The 17352-nt window shown below is 54.9% G+C and carries 13 protein-coding genes and 1 other RNA gene; 5 read left to right on the top strand and 9 right to left on the bottom strand.

Annotation, left to right across the window (positions count from 1 at the left end; all coding sequences use genetic code 11):
- Positions 1–46: 46 nt before the first annotated feature.
- Positions 47–457, bottom strand: a complete 411-nt coding sequence (menI, locus tag V6940_RS03840) for a 1,4-dihydroxy-2-naphthoyl-CoA hydrolase (RefSeq protein WP_333494884.1) — start codon at positions 455–457, stop codon at positions 47–49.
- Complete coding sequence (gene ydiJ, locus V6940_RS03835; protein WP_333494883.1) at positions 454–3510, bottom strand: D-2-hydroxyglutarate dehydrogenase YdiJ; 3057 nt, start codon at positions 3508–3510, stop codon at positions 454–456. Before ydiJ ends, menI begins: the two co-directional genes overlap by 4 nt.
- A gap of 258 nt (positions 3511–3768) precedes the next feature.
- Here ydiJ and ydiK point away from each other — a divergent pair, with 258 nt between their 5' ends.
- Both ydiK and rprA read left to right on the top strand, forming a co-directional pair.
- A complete protein-coding gene (gene ydiK, locus V6940_RS03830) occupies positions 3769–4890 on the top strand; it encodes an AI-2E family transporter YdiK (protein ID WP_333494882.1) in 1122 nt (373 codons plus the stop codon).
- Positions 4891–5065: 175 nt separating this feature from the next.
- Positions 5066–5165: antisense sRNA RprA (gene rprA, locus V6940_RS03825), an RNA gene on the top strand.
- A gap of 60 nt (positions 5166–5225) precedes the next feature.
- Here rprA and V6940_RS03820 read toward each other — a convergent pair.
- Together V6940_RS03820 and ppsA are read right to left on the bottom strand one after the other, a co-directional pair.
- Positions 5226–7595, bottom strand: a complete 2370-nt coding sequence (locus V6940_RS03820; protein ID WP_333494881.1) for a glycoside hydrolase family 3 N-terminal domain-containing protein — start codon at positions 7593–7595, stop codon at positions 5226–5228.
- 232 nt (positions 7596–7827) lie between these two features.
- On the bottom strand, positions 7828–10206 hold the full coding sequence (gene ppsA / locus V6940_RS03815) for a phosphoenolpyruvate synthase (RefSeq protein ID WP_333494880.1): 2379 nt from the start codon (positions 10204–10206) through the stop codon (positions 7828–7830).
- Positions 10207–10535: 329 nt separating this feature from the next.
- Here ppsA and ppsR point away from each other — a divergent pair, with 329 nt between their 5' ends.
- From ppsR to hemP, 3 genes are all read left to right on the top strand, one after another.
- Positions 10536–11369 carry a posphoenolpyruvate synthetase regulatory kinase/phosphorylase PpsR gene (ppsR, locus tag V6940_RS03810; RefSeq protein ID WP_333494879.1) on the top strand — a complete coding sequence of 278 codons (834 nt, stop codon included), beginning with the start codon at positions 10536–10538 and terminating at the stop codon, positions 11367–11369.
- A 153-nt stretch (positions 11370–11522) separates the two neighbouring features.
- The gene (gene aroH, locus V6940_RS03805) at positions 11523–12569 is read left to right on the top strand and encodes a 3-deoxy-7-phosphoheptulonate synthase AroH (protein ID WP_333010382.1); all 1047 of its coding nucleotides are present in this window, start codon (positions 11523–11525) and stop codon (positions 12567–12569) included.
- Positions 12570–12707: 138 nt separating this feature from the next.
- Positions 12708–12887, top strand: a complete 180-nt coding sequence (hemP, locus tag V6940_RS03800; protein WP_333494878.1) for a hemin uptake protein HemP — start codon at positions 12708–12710, stop codon at positions 12885–12887.
- Positions 12888–12915: 28 nt separating this feature from the next.
- On the opposite strand, the gene selO is transcribed toward hemP, so the two are convergent.
- From selO to V6940_RS03775, 5 genes are all read right to left on the bottom strand, one after another.
- The gene (gene selO, locus V6940_RS03795) at positions 12916–14358 is read right to left on the bottom strand and encodes a protein adenylyltransferase SelO (RefSeq protein ID WP_333494877.1); all 1443 of its coding nucleotides are present in this window, start codon (positions 14356–14358) and stop codon (positions 12916–12918) included.
- Positions 14359–14419: 61 nt separating this feature from the next.
- Positions 14420–15133 (bottom strand): EAL domain-containing protein, encoded by a 714-nt coding sequence (locus V6940_RS03790; RefSeq protein ID WP_333494876.1) that lies wholly within the window; start codon positions 15131–15133, stop codon positions 14420–14422.
- Between the two features lie 280 nt (positions 15134–15413).
- Positions 15414–15878 carry an NlpC/P60 family protein gene (locus V6940_RS03785; protein ID WP_185668630.1) on the bottom strand — a complete coding sequence of 155 codons (465 nt, stop codon included), beginning with the start codon at positions 15876–15878 and terminating at the stop codon, positions 15414–15416.
- A gap of 96 nt (positions 15879–15974) precedes the next feature.
- The gene (gene btuD, locus V6940_RS03780) at positions 15975–16736 is read right to left on the bottom strand and encodes a vitamin B12 ABC transporter ATP-binding protein BtuD (RefSeq protein WP_333494875.1); all 762 of its coding nucleotides are present in this window, start codon (positions 16734–16736) and stop codon (positions 15975–15977) included.
- Positions 16733–17287 carry a glutathione peroxidase gene (locus V6940_RS03775; RefSeq protein ID WP_333494874.1) on the bottom strand — a complete coding sequence of 185 codons (555 nt, stop codon included), beginning with the start codon at positions 17285–17287 and terminating at the stop codon, positions 16733–16735. Before V6940_RS03775 ends, btuD begins: the two co-directional genes overlap by 4 nt.
- Between the last annotated feature and the right edge of the window lie 65 nt (positions 17288–17352).

Raw genomic sequence — 17352 nt, 5'->3', positions numbered from 1 at the left:
GAACAGTATGGCTTCCCGGAATGGGAAACCATACTGGCCGGTTAAACTAGACGACGGCGGTGGTTAAGCGCGACGAACAGCATAAACGCCCCTGCTCATCAAAAATCTCTATCTGCCACACCTGATGACGACGACCGGCGTGCAGCGCTTTGCACACGCCGCGTACGCGCCCGCTGCGGGCAGAGCGAATATGGTTGGCGTTAACTTCCAGCCCCACCACCCGGTCTTCCCCTTCGGTGCACAGATATCCCGCCACCGAACCCAGCGTCTCCGCCAGCACCACTGAGGCACCGCCGTGCAGCAGCCCAAACGGCTGGTGCGTACGGTGATCCACCGGCATCGTCGCCGCGATCGAATCGTCATCGATATGGTCAAACTGAATATCCAGCAGCCCCACCATATTGCCTTCACCCATTGCATTGAGGGCTTCGAGCGTTGTTTGTCGTTTCCAGATCATCCCATCATCTCCAGCAGCGCCTGCAGCGGATGGCGCACTCCGTTACCTTCCACACGTTTCACCTGGCTTCGGCAAGAGTAGCCGGTCGCCAGACAGCGATTACGTGGGAGCTTTTGCATCGCCTGATGCCAGGAAAGCTCATAAATGCCTAGCGAATTGGCATGGTTTTTAACTTCATGTCCATAGGTTCCAGCCATACCGCAGCAGCCTACGCTGACGTTCTCAAGCTTCGCACCGAAATGGGCGAAGATTGAAGCCCACTGCTTAGGCGCGGTTGGCAGCGCCGTCACCTCGGTGCAGTGACCAAACAGATACCAGGGTTCACCGGACGGCAGCGCATTTTCTTTGCGCTCAAGCACCTGCGGTAGCCATTCGTGCACCAGCATGACGTTGAAGTCACCGCGCTTGTCGCCAAGCACCTGCTTGTACTCATCGCGATAGCAAAGCACCAGCGCTGGGTCGACCCCGACCATCGGCATATCCAATTCCGCCACACGGTTGAGGTAATCAGCGGTTTTTTGCGCCGTCTTCGTAAAGCGGCTGACGAAGCCTTTAATATGCTGTGCCTTGCCGTTCGGCGAGAACGGCAGCAGCACTGGCTGGAAGCCCAGTTTCTCAACCAGACGCACAAAGTCCGCGACCACCTGCGCATCGTAGTAGCTGGTGAAGGGATCTTGCACCACCAGCACAGTCTGCGCTTTTTGCTCCGGCGCCAGCGACTCCAGTTGTTCAAGCGTCATGTTTGCCGAACGGTGGGTCACCATCTGTTTTTGCAGCGACGGTACCGAAAGCAGCGGCAGATCGATCATGCCAATATGCTTTTCCGACAGCTTGCGTACCAGCGGCTGGCTCATAAAGAAGTTGAAGGTTTTCGGCGCGCGCGCCATCAGCGGCGCGTAGCTTTCGACCGTTGCCACCAGGTGATCGCGCACCGGGCGCAGGTAGCGGGTATGGTAGAGCTGCAGGAAGCGGGAGCGAAACTCCGGTACATCAATTTTAATCGGGCACTGAGTAGAGCAGGCTTTACAGGCCAGACAGCCGGACATTGCCTCTTTCACTTCATGCGAGAAATCGTATTCCCCTTTGCGGGCATGCCAGCTATTGCGCGTCCGTTCGATCATCGAGCGCAGGCTTGCGCGTTTCTCCGGCAGCTCTTTTTCCAGCAGCAGCGGGTCTACGCCACGATCCGCCAGCAATCGCAGCCATTCACGCACCAGCGTCGCACGGCCTTTCGGCGAATGCATACGGTTGTTGGTGATTTTCATCGACGGACACATCGGGCTTTTGGCGTCAAAGTTGAAGCACAGGCCGTTGCCGTTGCACTCCATCGCCCCACGCCATGCCGAGCGAACGGTCACTGGGATTTGGCGATCGTAGGTGCCGCGTTTTACCGCATCCACCTTCATCATAGGTGCATCCACCCCTTCCGGCGGGCAGATTTTCCCTGGGTTCAGGCGGTTATCCGGATCAAAAGCGGCTTTTACTTTGCGCAGCTCGCCGTAAAGCTGTTCGCCGAAGAACGCTGGGCTGTACTCGGCGCGGAAGCCTTTACCGTGCTCGCCCCATAGCAGGCCACCGTACTTCGCGGTCAGCGCGACCACATCGTCGGAGATCTGTTTCATTAAGATCTCCTGCTGCGGGTCGCACATATCCAGCGCCGGACGCACGTGCAGCACGCCAGCGTCGACGTGGCCAAACATGCCGTAGCTCAGGCCGTGGCTATCGAGCAGCGCGCGGAATTCAACAATATAGTCCGCCAGATGTTCCGGCGGCACACAGGTATCTTCTGCAAACGGAATCGGCTTGGCGGCCCCTTTGGCGTTGCCGAGCAGGCCGACCGCTTTTTTACGCATCGCGTAAATACGCTCGATGCCGTCCAGCTCATTGCAGCGCTGCCAGCCAATAACGCCCCCTTCCTGCTGGGCAATCAGCTCGTCCAACCGCTGGCACAGCGCTGACACCTGACCTTCAATCAGCACATCGTCGTCACCCGCAAACTCGACGATATTCAGCCCCAACATCTCTTTGTCCGACACGTCGGTAATCAGTTCATTCACCGAGTGCCAGACGATATCTTCCCGCGCCAGGTTTAGCACCTTTGAGTCCACCGTTTCGACGGACAGCGCGCGCGCTTCAACCATAAACGGCGCGTTACGCAGCGCAGAATCAAAGGAGTCATATTTTATATTCACCAGCCGGCGCACCTTCGGCAGCGGTGTGATATCCAGCCGCGCTTCAGTGATAAAGGCCAGTGTGCCTTCTGAACCCGTCAACACGCGCGTCAGGTCAAACTCGGTCATCTCGTCATTAAAGACGTGGCGCAGGTCGTAGCCCGTGAGGAAGCGGTTCAGTTTCGGGAATTTGTCGATAATCAGCTGACGGTTTTCCCGACAGCGTTCATAAACGGTTCGGTAGATACGCCCCGCTGTCGACTGTTCTTTCGCCAGCGTTTCGGCCAGCGCCACCGGCACCGGCTGGGTATCGAGAATATCGCCGCCCAACAGCACGGCGCGTACGCCAAGAACGTGGTCAGACGTTTTACCATACACCAGCGACCCCTGCCCGGAGGCATCGGTATTAATCATCCCTCCCAGCGTCGCGCGGTTACTGGTCGACAGCTCAGGGGCGAAAAAATAACCATGAGGTTTTAAATACTGGTTAAGCTGATCTTTAATGACGCCCGCTTCAACGCGCACCCAACCCTCTTCCGGGTTGATCTCAATGATGCGGTTCATGTAACGAGACATGTCAATAATGATGCCCTGATTCAGCGCCTGGCCGTTGGTGCCAGTACCGCCGCCGCGCGGGGTGAAAATCAGGGACTGGAAGCGCTCTTCTGCCGCCAACCGGGCCAGAAGCGCAACGTCTGCGGTCGAACGCGGGAAGATCACCGCGTCGGGAAGAAGCTGGTAGATACTGTTATCGGTCGCCATCGTCAGCCTGTCGGCGTAGCGGGTGGCGGTGTCGCCGGTAAAGCCTTGTTGCTCCAGTGCTTGCAAATAATTCAGCACCAGCTGAACTACGCCAGGTGCCTGGGAAATCTGTGGGATCATTACTTGTGACCCTTTCTGAATGTTGTGTTGTACGCACAAAATCTTGCCGGTTTACGCGAGGCAACAAATGGCAAGGATGATGTGTAGAGAGTAATTAATCGTTTGCGTCGTGCAGTTATTCTTTTATCACATTTTTTTCTTATACGCCCGGTAGATTTTGTCGCAGAATCAGCGCCGGGAATTTATTGATATTATTATCAATGAACGGATTTACGCTACGTCAACACGCTGACAAGCAACTGAAGGTAAAACTCATTTATGAACACGAATCCTCGGCCTCGTGATATTCCACAAATACTGCTATCCGTGCTGTTTTTGGCACTGATGATCATCGCCTGTTTATGGATAGTTCAGCCGTTTATTCTGGGCTTCGCCTGGGCATCGACTATCGTTATTGCCACCTGGCCGGTCCTGCTCTGGTTCCAGCGCAAACTTTTTGGCCGCCGTTCTTTGGCCGTACTGGTCATGACGTTGCTGCTTTTTTTACTGTTCGTTATCCCCATCGCGCTGCTGGTTAACAGCCTGGTTGATGGATCCACACCGCTGGTGCACGCCATTACCAGTGGTACGCTGAGCCTGCCCGATTTGGCATGGCTGAACAGCGTTCCTTTTGTTGGCGCCAAACTCTACAGCGGCTGGCACAGCCTGCTGGATATGGGCGGCAGCGCGCTGATGGCAAAGGTTCGCCCGTATATCGGCACCACAACCACCTGGTTTGTCGGTCAGGCTGCGCACGTCGGACGATTCCTGATGCACAGCACCCTGATGCTGCTGTTCAGCGCCCTGCTGTACTGGCAAGGTGAAAAGGTGGCGTTTGGTATGCGCTACTTCGCAACCCGTCTGGCGGCGAAACGCGGCGATGCGGCGGTATTGCTGGCAGGCCAGGCGATTCGCGCCGTGGCGCTGGGCGTGGTCGTCACCGCGCTGACGCAGGCGGTGCTCGGTGGCATCGGTCTCGGCATCTCTGGCGTGCCGTATGCCACGCTGCTGACCGTGGTGATGATCTTCTCCTGCCTGGTGCAGTTAGGGCCGTTGATCGTGTTGGTTCCGTGCATTATCTGGCTCTACTGGACGGGTGACACGACCTGGGGCACGGTGCTGCTGGTATGGAGCTGTGTGGTCGGGACGATGGATAACGTGATTCGCCCGATGCTTATCCGTATGGGCGCTGACCTGCCAATGATTTTGATCCTCTCCGGCGTTATCGGCGGCCTGGTCGCATTCGGCATGATTGGCCTGTTCATTGGCCCGGTGCTGCTGGCCGTCTCCTGGCGTCTGTTTGATGCCTGGCTGCACGAAGTGCCGCCGCCGTCACGAGACCCGGATCAGGTTCTGGAAGAGCTGGCCGAGCTTGAGCAGAATAACTATCCGAAACCGTAAGATAAAAAAGGCGGGACAACCCGCCTTTTACTTAAGCAAAATTCACCGTTCCCCCGCCTTGCCCAGCGTCTTTTGTTCGCTTTCTGCGACATGCTACGGAAATTATTCACATTTCTTTAACTATTGAGACGAATCTGATCGACGCTAAAACCGGGCATGGCCTAGTATAAGTTCCAAGGTACTAGATCAACCCCTTGATTTATATATCCCCTGAGAGAAACACCGAATTGCTGTGTGTAGTCTTTGCCCAACTCCCACGTTGGGCTTTTTTTTGTCTGTCATCTGGCAAAATCCCGGAGTCAGCGCCCTACACTGTCTCCGGGAATAAGGGGAAATTAACGCACTTCGCAGCAGCTCATCATGCGCCAGTCAGTTGGCAGAGCGCGAGTTTCCCCCATCACCTGTACCGTTGCTCGCCCATGAATCTGCGCACACGAGCTGCCCACCTGCAGTTCGAACTCACCGGGCTCGACGATGCGCTGGCCTTCGTAGCTGGTGAAGTTCAGCATATCGACCGGCACGGTGAAGATAAGCGTGGCTTGTTCATTCGGTGACAACGTCACACGCTGGAAGGCTTTTAACTCCTGCAATGGACGCACCATTGAGGCAACCTTATCCCGCACGTATAGCTGAATCACTTCGCTGCCGCTGTGCTCACCACTATTTTTAACCGTGACGCTAAGGGTAATTTCACCGTCGATAGCCACCTGGTTTTGGAGTAATTGAGGCGTACCGTAGCTAAATTCTCCCCAGCCTTTACCATAGCCAAACGGGTACAGCGCGCCGAAGTGGAAGGCAAACGGCGTGCCGCCACTTTTCAGCTTGTGGTTATAGTAGAACGGCATTGCCCCAGCGCTTTTCGGTACGCTAACCACCAGACGCCCTTGCGGTTCGGCACGACCGGTTAAGACATCTGCAATCGCCCAGCCGCCTTCCTGACCCGGTGCCCAGGCCAGCATAAGAGCCGCCACTTTGGACTCCAGCCCCTGAAGGTTGTAAGGCCGACCGCCGGTCATCACCACAATCACCGGTTTACCGGTATCCACCAGCGCCTGCAGCAACTGTTGCTGCACACCCGGCAGGTTCAGGCTATCGGTATCGGAACCCTCCCCGACGGTACCACTCTGGAATAGCCCGGCCAGATCCCCCACGCAGGCCACCACCACATCGCTCTCCTGCGCCGCGAGCACTGCCTGCGGGATCAGGCTCAGGTCATGTGAGACCGGCGAAGACTGCATCGGTTTACCAGAGCTATCACCAGGGAAGACCGGCGCGCCGGCCATGCGCTGTTCAATGATATGGCAGCCTTTGGCATAGCGGACGTGGTCATCCCCCAGATAATGGCGCAGCGCCGCCAGCGGCGTAGTGACCTGCGAGGTTTTCTCCATCATGTCGCTGATGATCAGATGCACCGGGAAACTGTAGCCGCTTAACAGCGCCAGCGGATCATCCGCCGTCGGGCCCACTACCGCGAGCTTCGGTTTTCCGGTCAGCGGTAGCGCCTGACGATTTTCCAGCAACGTCATGGAACGTGTAGCGACTTCGCGTGCGACCTGCCGGGTGGCATCGGACTGCAGCGAAATGGCATTTTCATCGGTATACGGATGCTCAAACAGGCCGAGACGGAACTTCTCGGTCAGAGTACGCGCCACAATTTCATCGATTTTCTCCGGCGTCATCAACCCGCGAGCGACCGCCTCCGCCAGATGACGCGCGCAGTCGTCTTTTGGCAGTTCGACATCCAGCCCGGCGTTAAACGCCAGCGCCGCCGACGCAGCCGCATCCTGCGCAACGCCGTGATGCTGATGCAGCAGGCTCACACCGCCGTAGTCTGCCACCACGATGCCATCAAAGCCCCAGCGCTCACGCAGTACGGTAGTCAGCAGGAAACTGTCGCTGTGGCCCGGCTGATTATCAATATCGTGATAGGCCGGCATCACCGAACCAGCATTGGCTTGCTTCACCGCCATTTCAAACGGTAGCAGGAAGGTATCGTTCAGTTCACGAAAGCCCAGATGTACCGGCGCATGGTTACGCGCCCCTTCGCTAAACGAGTGACCAACGTAGTGCTTCAGTGTCGCCAGCACGTCTCGCTTTTCACCCTGTAGACCCTTCACATAAGCACAGGCCATCACCCCCACCAGCCACGGGTCTTCGCCGAAGGTCTCTTCCGTGCGCCCCCAACGAACATCGCGGGAGACATCCAGCACCGGGGCGAGCCCTTGTTTGCAGCCGGTAGAGCGCGCTTCTTCGCCTATTTGCTGGGCGGCACGCTTAACCAGTTCCGCATCCCAGGTTGAGCCATAGTTCAGCGAGGATGGGAACAGCGTCGCATCTTTGCACAGCAGCCCAACCAGACACTCTTCGTGGAACAGCGCGGGAATGCCAAGCCGAGTCTCTTCCATCATCATTTTTTGCAGGCGGTTAGCTGCCCGAACGCCAGTTTTGGCATCCACAATATGGGTACCCAGCGGGCGGGTGATTTGCCCGACGCCAAGTTTTAAACGCTCATGTAGCGACGTCTGCTCGCTGACGCCAGCAAACTCATCGCTCATATCCGTTCTTTCACGGTGATTGCCGTCTTCCGATAGCACCAGCCACCAGGCATGCATCTGGGCATATTTTTCTTCGGGGGTCATGCGCGCCAGTAAGTCTGCCACGCGTTCCTGAATCGGGCGCTGAGGGTCTTTATAAATCGGGGTCATAGCCGTTCTCCTGAGTCGCTGATAAGTACCCGAAATCATTGGTGAATGATGAGGGGTAAGCACACGGTGTTAACATTTGCGAATCAGTATTCAGAAGTGATGCGTGGGGAACAATTGTAGAAATTGCCAGCAGATTTATGATTTTTGGTTTTCTTCCCGGAGTGTGATCCGCCGCAACCCTATAGGCAAAAAAATCCCGGGACGATGCCCGGGATTTTAGTACGTGATAGCGTTACTTTTTCAGTTCAGCCAGGCTCAGCCAGGTCTGCACGACGGTGTCCGGGTTCAGCGACAGGCTGTCGATCCCCTCTTCCATCAGCCAGGCGGCAAAGTCTTCGTGGTCAGAAGGACCCTGACCGCAAATACCGACGTATTTACCCTGCTTCTTCGCAGCGCGAATCGCCATCGACAGCAGCGCTTTCACCGCGTCGTTGCGTTCGTCGAACAGCGCAGAGACAACGCCGGAGTCACGGTCAAGACCCAGCGCCAGCTGCGTCATGTCGTTTGAACCGATAGAGAAGCCGTCAAAGTGCTCAAGGAACTGGTCCGCCAACAGGGCGTTAGACGGGATCTCACACATCATGATGATTTTGAGCCCGTTTTCGCCGCGCTTCAGCCCCTGACGCGCCAGTTCGTCCACCACCGCTTTCGCCTGTTCCACGGTACGCACGAACGGCACCATGATCTCAACGTTAGTGAGCCCCATGTCGTTACGCACGCGCTTCACCGCATCGCACTCCAGCGCGAAGCAGTCGCGGAAGCTATCGGAAACGTAGCGACCGGCGCCACGGAAGCCCAGCATCGGGTTCTCTTCTTCCGGCTCGTAGCGCTCGCCACCCACCAGGTTGGCGTATTCGTTCGATTTAAAGTCAGAGAGACGGACGATAACGCGTTTCGGGTAGAATGCCGCACCCAGCGTCGCGATCCCTTCGGTCAGACGGCCAACGTAAAACTCTTTCGGCGAGTCGAAGCCTTTCATCATCTCGCGGATTTCGTTTTGCAGCTTAGGCTCCTGGTCATCAAACTCCAGCAGCGCACGTGGGTGCACGCCGATCATACGGTTGATGATGAACTCGAGGCGCGCAAGACCGACGCCCTCGTTCGGCAGGCAGGCAAAGTCGAACGCACGGTCAGGGTTACCGACGTTCATCATAATCTTCAGCGGCAGATCCGGCATGGTATCGACGCTAGAGCTTTTCACGCTGAAGTCCAGCAGGTCGGCGTAGACGTAGCCGGTGTCGCCTTCGGCGCAGGAGACGGTAACTTTCTCGTCATCCGTCATGCGCTCGGTGGCGTCACCGCAGCCCACCACCGCTGGAATACCCAGTTCACGGGCGATGATCGCCGCGTGACAGGTACGGCCGCCGCGGTTAGTCACAATCGCTGCCGCTTTTTTCATGATCGGTTCCCAATCCGGGTCGGTCATGTCGGTAACCAGCACATCGCCAGGCTGGATACGGTTCATTTCGCTGATATCGTGAATGACTTTAACCGGACCAGCACCGATGCGGTGACCGATGGCACGGCCTTCAGAGACAATGCGCCCCTGGGAGTGCAGCGTGTAACGTTCCATCACCTGGCCACGGGAACGCACGGTTTCCGGGCGAGCCTGAACGATAAACAGTTTGCCGGTGTGACCGTCTTTTGCCCACTCGATGTCCATTGGACGGCCGTAGTGTTTTTCGATCTGTACGGCCTGCTTCGCCAGTTCCTGCACTTCATCGTTGGTCAGTGAGAAGATGTCACCCTGCTGCTGCGGCACATCTTCAATACGTACCTGCTTACCGTGCTCCTGCGTTGGCGCGTAAACCATACGGATCTTTTTCGACCCCATGGTACGGCGCACAATTGCCGGGCGGCCTGCAGCCAGCGTCGGTTTGTGGACGTAGAATTCATCCGGGTTGACCGCGCCCTGTACGACCATCTCACCTAAGCCCCACGCGGAGGTGATGAACACCACCTGGTCGAAGCCAGATTCGGTATCGATAGAGAACATTACGCCGGAAGATGCGAGGTCAGAACGTACCATCAACTGGACGCCAGCAGAGAGCGCGACGCCGCGGTGGTCGTAACCCTGGTGAACGCGGTAGGAAATGGCACGGTCGTTGAACAGCGAAGCAAACACGTGTTTCACCGCCACCAGCACGGCTTCATAACCCTGGACGTTGAGGAAGGTTTCCTGCTGACCAGCGAATGACGCATCTGGCATATCTTCAGCGGTGGCAGAAGAGCGCACGGCGAAAGAGGCATTGGCATTATCGGCAGCCAGTTGGTTGTAGGCTTCATGAATAGCCTGTTCCAGTTCGCTCTGGAAAGGTGTGTCGATGATCCACTGGCGGATCTGCGCGCCGGCTTTCGCCAGGGCGGTAACATCGTCAATATCGGTGTTATCCAACAGTTGATAGATCTGCTGGTTCACGCCGCTCTGGTCGAGAAACTGATTAAACGCATCGGCAGTGGTGGCAAATCCGTTAGGGACAGAAACTCCCATTCCGGACAGATTCGTAATCATTTCACCCAAGGAGGCATTTTTGCCTCCAACTCTGTCTACATCATTCATGCCGAGTTGGTTGTACCAAAGCACCAGCGGTGACGAGCCATTGTTGGACATCGAACAATCCTTTTTTGATTAAAGAAGCAGTGATAAGTAACGACTGACTACTTAAATTATCCTCGCATATTTAAACGGCTGAAAAAAACGGTGAATCGTGTAAGCAAATTATTTTTTTACTTTTTCGGATTGATTCCAGGTTATTCATAACCTACTGATTCAGCTGAAAAGGCACAGCAACCAGCGGTCTATTGGTAGCTTTTGGAAATTGAAACGACCATTTCATTAAAAATAAAAATACCGTTTCATTTTTAAATTTAAGACAAATACCTCAGGCTTGTGTTTAAATTTAATTTACCCTTTCAGGCAATTAATGGGAGTCAAGCAATATGGATAACGCAGTCGACAGGCAGGTGTTTTATATTTCTGATGGTACCGCCATCACGGCGGAAGTCCTCGGCCACGCGGTGATGTCACAGTTTCCGGTGGCGATTAACAGCATCACCCTGCCGTTTATCGAAAGCGAGAGTCGCGCCAGGGCGGTAAAAGAGCAGATTGACGCTATCTATCAGCAAACCGGCATTCGCCCACTGGTCTTCTATTCCATCGTTATTCCCGAAATTCGTCATATTATTCTGCAATGTGAAGGGTTTTGTCAGGACATCGTTCAGGCGCTGGTGGCCCCATTGCAGGAAGAGCTTAAGCTTGACCCGACGCCTATCGCCCACCGCACCCATGGCTTAACGCCTGGTAACCTGACCAAGTACGACGCCCGTATTGCCGCCATTGATTACACGCTGGCGCACGACGACGGCATCTCGCTGCGCAATCTCGACCAGGCACAGGTTATTCTGCTGGGCGTATCGCGCTGTGGAAAAACCCCTACCAGCCTATACCTGGCGATGCAGTTTGGTATTCGCGCCGCCAACTACCCGTTTATTGCCGATGATATGGATAACCTCGTGCTGCCCGCGTCGCTCAAGCCGCTGCAGCATAAACTCTTCGGGCTGACCATTAACCCGGAACGCCTGGCAGCCATCCGCGAAGAGCGTCGGGAAAATAGCCGCTATGCGTCAATGCGTCAGTGCCGAATGGAAGTCGCCGAGGTTGAGGCACTGTACCGCAGGCATCAGATCCCGTGGCTGAACAGCACCAACTATTCGGTTGAAGAAATTGCTACTAAAATCATGGACATCATGGGATTAAGCCGCAGAATGTACTAATACACTAGTACAATGCATCGAATTTGTTTATCATAGCAGTGTGATTGAGCGCACATTACGCGCCACCCTTGAATTTAGCGGGGATTGGTTTATCGTGATGTGCATCACTTCCCAGCATATTGACTGGCGAAGCAACAAATTTCTGAGATATCCATGAATAAGACCGATGAACTGCGTACCGCTCGCATTGAGAGCTTGATTACGCCTGCTGAACTTGCTCAGCGCCACCCTGTATCAGCGGACGTTGCTGCGCACGTTACCGCTTCACGCCGTCGCATTGAAAAAATCCTCAACGGCGAAGATCGCCGTCTGCTGGCGATTGTCGGCCCTTGTTCCATTCACGACCTCGATGCTGCAATGGATTACGCTCGCCGTTTACAGGTGCTGCGTGAAAAACATCAGGGCGAACTCGAAATCGTGATGCGCACCTATTTTGAAAAACCGCGCACCGTGGTTGGCTGGAAAGGACTGATCTCCGATCCGGATCTAAACGGCAGCTACCGCGTGAATCACGGCATTGAGCAAGCGCGCAAATTACTGCTGCAGGTGAACACCCTCGGCGTGCCGACGGCAACCGAATTCCTCGATATGGTGACCGGTCAGTTTATCGCCGATCTCATCAGTTGGGGCGCTATTGGTGCTCGTACCACGGAAAGCCAGATCCACCGCGAGATGGCCTCTGCGCTCTCCTGCCCGGTAGGCTTTAAAAACGGCACCGACGGCAACACGCGGATCGCAGTGGACGCCATTCGCGCTTCACGCGCCAGCCACATGTTCCTGTCGCCGGACAAAAATGGCCAGATGACCATTTACCAGACCAGCGGCAACCCGTACGGGCATATCATCATGCGCGGTGGCAAAAAGCCGAACTACCACGCCGACGATATTGCCGCAGCCTGCGATACGCTGCATGAATTCGACCTGCCGGAGCATCTGGTTGTCGATTTCAGCCACGGTAACTGTCAGAAACAGCACCGCCGTCAGTTGGAAGTGTGCGATGACATCTGCCAGCAGATCCGCAACGGCTCCTCAGCGATTGCCGGGATCATGGCCGAAAGCTTCCTGCGTGAAGGCACGCAGAAAATCATTGCCGACCAGCCGCTGACCTACGGCCAGTCGATCACCGACCCTTGCCTGAGCTGGGAAGATACCGAACTGCTGCTGGAAAAACTGGCTGCGGCCGTCGCCACCCGTCTGTAGTATCCCCCGCCCGCTGTTTTACAGCGGGCAATAAATCCCTTATCACACAAAATGATAAATAACGCTTGCGGTTAATATAACGATTACTGATAATGGTTATCATTGTTACATTGATTTTCATTATGAAAAATGTCGCTAATGGATACGTGCGCAGCAGTGGAACCGCAAAAGGATAACACCCCTCGTCCTCTCCCCACCGATCGTCGGATTGATAGCCTTGCGCTATTAGGTCAGGAAGGTCGGATCATCATCGAACACGGTGAACAGCAATATTTACTGCGCCAGACTCAGGCGGGAAAACTCATTTTGACGAAATAGCTGCGCCACCAGCAGCGCAGCATATTGATTAACTTGAGCAGCTCACTTCCAGTCGTTTGCCCCAGTCCGGCGGACGGCGGCTATAGTCATCTTCACGGTCGCTCCACGGATCGCGAAGCGCTTCATGCAAACGGTGCAACTCCTGATAATCGCCCTTTTCGGCCTGTTCAATGGCACGCTGCGCCAGCCAGTTACGCAGGACAACGGTAGGATTCGCCTGCTTCATCGACCGTTGGCGCTGGGCATCATCAACCTGCTCCTGCAGCAAACGCGTGCGATACTGCGTAAACCACGAGTCAAAGGCTGCACGGTCGATAAACTCATCGCGCAGCGGTGAAGCAGCGCTCTGCTGTTCGGTTTCGCTCAGCATACGGAAGGTTCGCGTGTAGTCACTGCCCTCACGTTCCATCAGCGCGTACAACCCGTTTAGCAGGTCATTGTCGCCGCTTTCTTCGCTGAAGAGTCCAAGCTTCTGACGCATCCGCTGACCGTACTCCCGGAATAGCACCGACTGATAGCTATCCAGCGCCGCGTTGAGCGTATCCACGTCAATGAGCGGCGACAACGCCTGTGCCAGGCACTGCAGGTTCCACAAACCAACCGCGGGTTGATTATCAAAGCGGTAGCGTCCCTGGTGATCCGAGTGGTTACAGATATACCCCGGCTGATAATCATCAAGGAAGCCGAACGGCCCGTAGTCCAGCGTCAGGCCGAGAATCGACATATTGTCGGTATTCATCACCCCATGGGCGAAGCCGACCGTTTGCCAGCGGGCAATCATGCGGGCAGTACGGGCGACCACGTCCTGGAACCACAGACCATAGCAGTCCGGCTCGTCCTGCAAATGCGGCCAGTGGTGACGAACGGTGTATTCCGCCAGCTGACGAACGCGATCCATCTCCCGGCGATAGTAGAAATGTTCGAAGTGACCAAAACGAATATGACTTTCGGCGATACGCATTAGCATCGCGCCAGACTCTACGGTTTCACGATAAACCGGTGTGTCGCTGGTAACAATCGCCAGCGCGCGAGTACCAGGAATGCCCAGGTAGTGCATCGCTTCAGAGGCCAGACTCTCCCGCAGCGTGGAGCGTAATACTGCTCGCCCATCGCCCATTCGCGAATAAGGCGTCAGCCCGGCGCCTTTCAGGTGCCAGTCAACCGTTTTACCGTTTTCCAGCTGTTGCTCACCGAGCAGGATCCCGCGACCGTCGCCTAGCTGACCGGCCCAGACGCCAAACTGGTGTCCGCTGTAGACTTGCGCCAGCGGCGACATACCCGACAAGAGCGTTTCACCGCCCCAGACTCCGGCCCCATGTTCAGGGGCAAACAGCGAGTCAGGAACAGCGAGTTCGTGCGCCAGCGGCGCGTTATGCCAGATGAGACGAGCATTGGTTAACGGCGTCGGCTGTAGCGCACTGTAAAATCCCGGCAGCTCATCGCGCCAGCAAGTGTTAAATGACAGGTTCATGGTTCCTCCTGCCCGTAGTGTATTGGGTTACGGTACGTTAAACACCCGAGGAAACGCAGGGTTATTGTTGCACTAATGTTATTAATGAAGATTCCGATACCACCGGCCACAGCGTACCGAGCATCGCGCTAAATCCATAAGGAATAACGCGCTGGCGGATATTTTCATCATCAATACCTGATACCATAATCCCCTGACAGTAAGGCTGAATCTGACTCACGATGGCACGCATAAACGGCTCAAAAGAGAGTGATTTTAGCTGACGCTGCACAAAGCTCTTATCCAGCACGATGCGTTTGAATAGCCCGGCAAAAACGGCCTTCGTGGAGGCATTTCCTGCGCCAAAGTCGCTGAGTGCGAGCGGAAAACGTTGGCTCAAGCGGGTGAGCGGATGGTTTTCATCAATATCATTCAGACCTGGATACTGCTCACTAACGGCCAGCTCAAGAAAAGGTAAACGCTGAACGCTGGCGGCTAGTTCATCGTCGCTGAGTAGTGCCTCAACCACGCCCGGCGGGATCATTATCCATGCCGTTAAATTATGCTGCATAAAGAACAGCTGACAGGTGGTCAGCAAGGCCAGCTTTTCCTGAAACAACGTTATTTCTTGTTGTTGAGTAAGACGGGGTAACACCAGACTCGTGGGAATTCGGACGTGGTTATTAAGGCCAGTAAACTGACACACCACTTTCAGACCAACAAGTTGTCCCTCGCTATTTCGGGCGGGAAGAAAATACAACTGAGAAGTATATGTATTATCCAGCGATACAATCATTGCGACTGCCCTTCACTTAAAGCCATGTCCGGGTTCCTGACGTCACAAAGCAAAAAACCTGCGGTGATGGAGACGGTGTCTATTCCTTTCATCGGTTCCTTTTTATTTCATCAATCCGTCACTGGATCGTAATGATTGTAATCGAAAGTAATGGAATAACACAATCAACCTTAAGTTCTATGATCTTGCCTAACAAAATTAAGAAAATAGCACGCTACTTATTATAAATTTCACAATCTATTAAAAGAAAAGGAGGCATTTCGCCTCCTTTTCTTTTTGATTAAATTCGTCTGGCTTGCCAGAAATTTTTTCGCCAGTAGACGTTATCCAGCGAGGACCGCGTCACGCCCTGGCTGGTCGAAGCATGAATAAACTGGTTATCGGTATCGTAAATACCAACGTGCAGCCCGCTTTCGCCAGCCCCGGTTTTGAAAAAGACCAGGTCACCAGGTAACAGATCGCCTTTGTCTATCTCGGTACCAATCTTCGCCTGCTGCCGCGTTTCTCTCGGCAACTGCATTTCAAACTTATCGCGGAAGGTCATCAGCACAAACGCTGAGCAATCCACGCCACGGCGGGTCATACCACCATAGCGATAAGGCGTACCGTGCCAGTTTTGCAACTGATCATTTAGACCAGCAATCACGGCAATAGAGTCCGAAAGTCGGGGATTCGGCGGCGGCGCACGGTGGCTGCTACACCCTGCTAAAATGAATGCCACAAGAAAAAGAGTCCAGAAACGCATATCCAGCGCATCCTCTGTTTTTTTAATCAGCTACCAAATTATATCGATTCACGATCGGCTGGCAAGCAATGCCTATAGCGGCAAGAAGAGTATGGATTAATTTTCGCCGTCATTGTCATAAATGAGCATTTGATGACCAGCCATTTCCAGTTTCTGAAAAGTCATATTATAAGCGGCGGCTAAATAATCGGCCTGCAATACGCTTTCAGTATCGCCGCTGGCAATCATTCGCCCTTCACATAATAACCATGTGCGGCCAGCATGACGCAGGGTGTAGTTAAGATCGTGGCTGCTCATTACCACGGCTACACCCGCAGCACACAGCTCCACCAGCAGCTTATCCAGCGACGCCTGCTGGGCAACATCGAGGCTGTTCATCGGTTCATCCAGTAGCAATAGCTGACCGTCCGGGTTGGCTGCGGGATGGATCTGTAAAATCACTGCCGCCAGCCGTACGCGCTGCCACTCTCCGCCAGAGAGTTGACTGACGTTACGGCCAAGCTTATTGCTTAGCCCCAGCGCCTTTGCCACGTAAGCAGACAAGGAAGCGTCCTGAGTCGTAGATTGATGCAGCATCAGAAACTGCCAGACCGGCATAGCGAACGGTGCAGACTGGTGTTGGGAAAGATAGGCACGATGACGTGCCAGTTGGGCGGCAGACCAGTCATCCAATGACTGACCGTTGAGCGTTATCACCCCTTTTCCCCGGCTAAGTCCGGCCATTCTCGTCAGCAACGTGCTTTTCCCGGCACCGTTTGGCCCCACCAGATGCACCATTTCACCGCGCTTAACGTCGGCGGTAATACCCTGGAGCCTGCCGTTTTCAATGACGTTCTGAAGCTGCATCAAGGGCATCATGACTGCGCGAGAGCCTGCTTAATGGCTGAGGTCAGAATAGGATCGTCAGGCGTCATATCAGGAGAAAAACGGTTAATCACCTCACCATCGCGACCAATTAAGAACTTCTCAAAGTTCCACAGAATATCGCCCGGCTGAGCGGGTGCACGGCCTTTGCTCGCCATACGCTCGTAGAAACCGCTGCCTTCCGGCGTAATGGCGTCTGGTGCAGCACGCGTCAGCAGGCTATAGAGCGGATGACGCTGCTCGCCATTCACCTCCACTTTGCTAAACAGCGGGAAGGTCACGCCGTAAGTGGTGCTGCAGAAAGTTTTGATCTCTTCTTCGCTGCCCGGTTCCTGGCCCAGAAATTGATTACATGGGAAGCCCAGCACGGTAAAGCCTTCCCCCTGCAAAGACTCCTGCAGCGCTTCCAGCTGCTCATACTGCGGCGTCAGGCCACATTTCGAGGCCACGTTTACGATCAACAGTACCTTGCCCTTATAGCCTTCCAGGGTGGTTTTTTCACCATCAATGGTGGTCACGGGGGTATTCAGAACATTGGTTTGCATAGCATCCTCTTTTCAGCGTGTTTAGGGTCTTATCGCCCGGCCTTTAATAATAGCCAGAGACGCGG

The organism is Kluyvera sp. CHPC 1.251 (genome assembly GCF_036759945.1).
Taxonomy (GTDB): domain Bacteria; phylum Pseudomonadota; class Gammaproteobacteria; order Enterobacterales; family Enterobacteriaceae; genus Kluyvera; species Kluyvera sichuanensis.
Note: the sequence above shows the minus strand (reverse complement) of the source record. Positions and strands in the feature narration are given on the sequence as shown.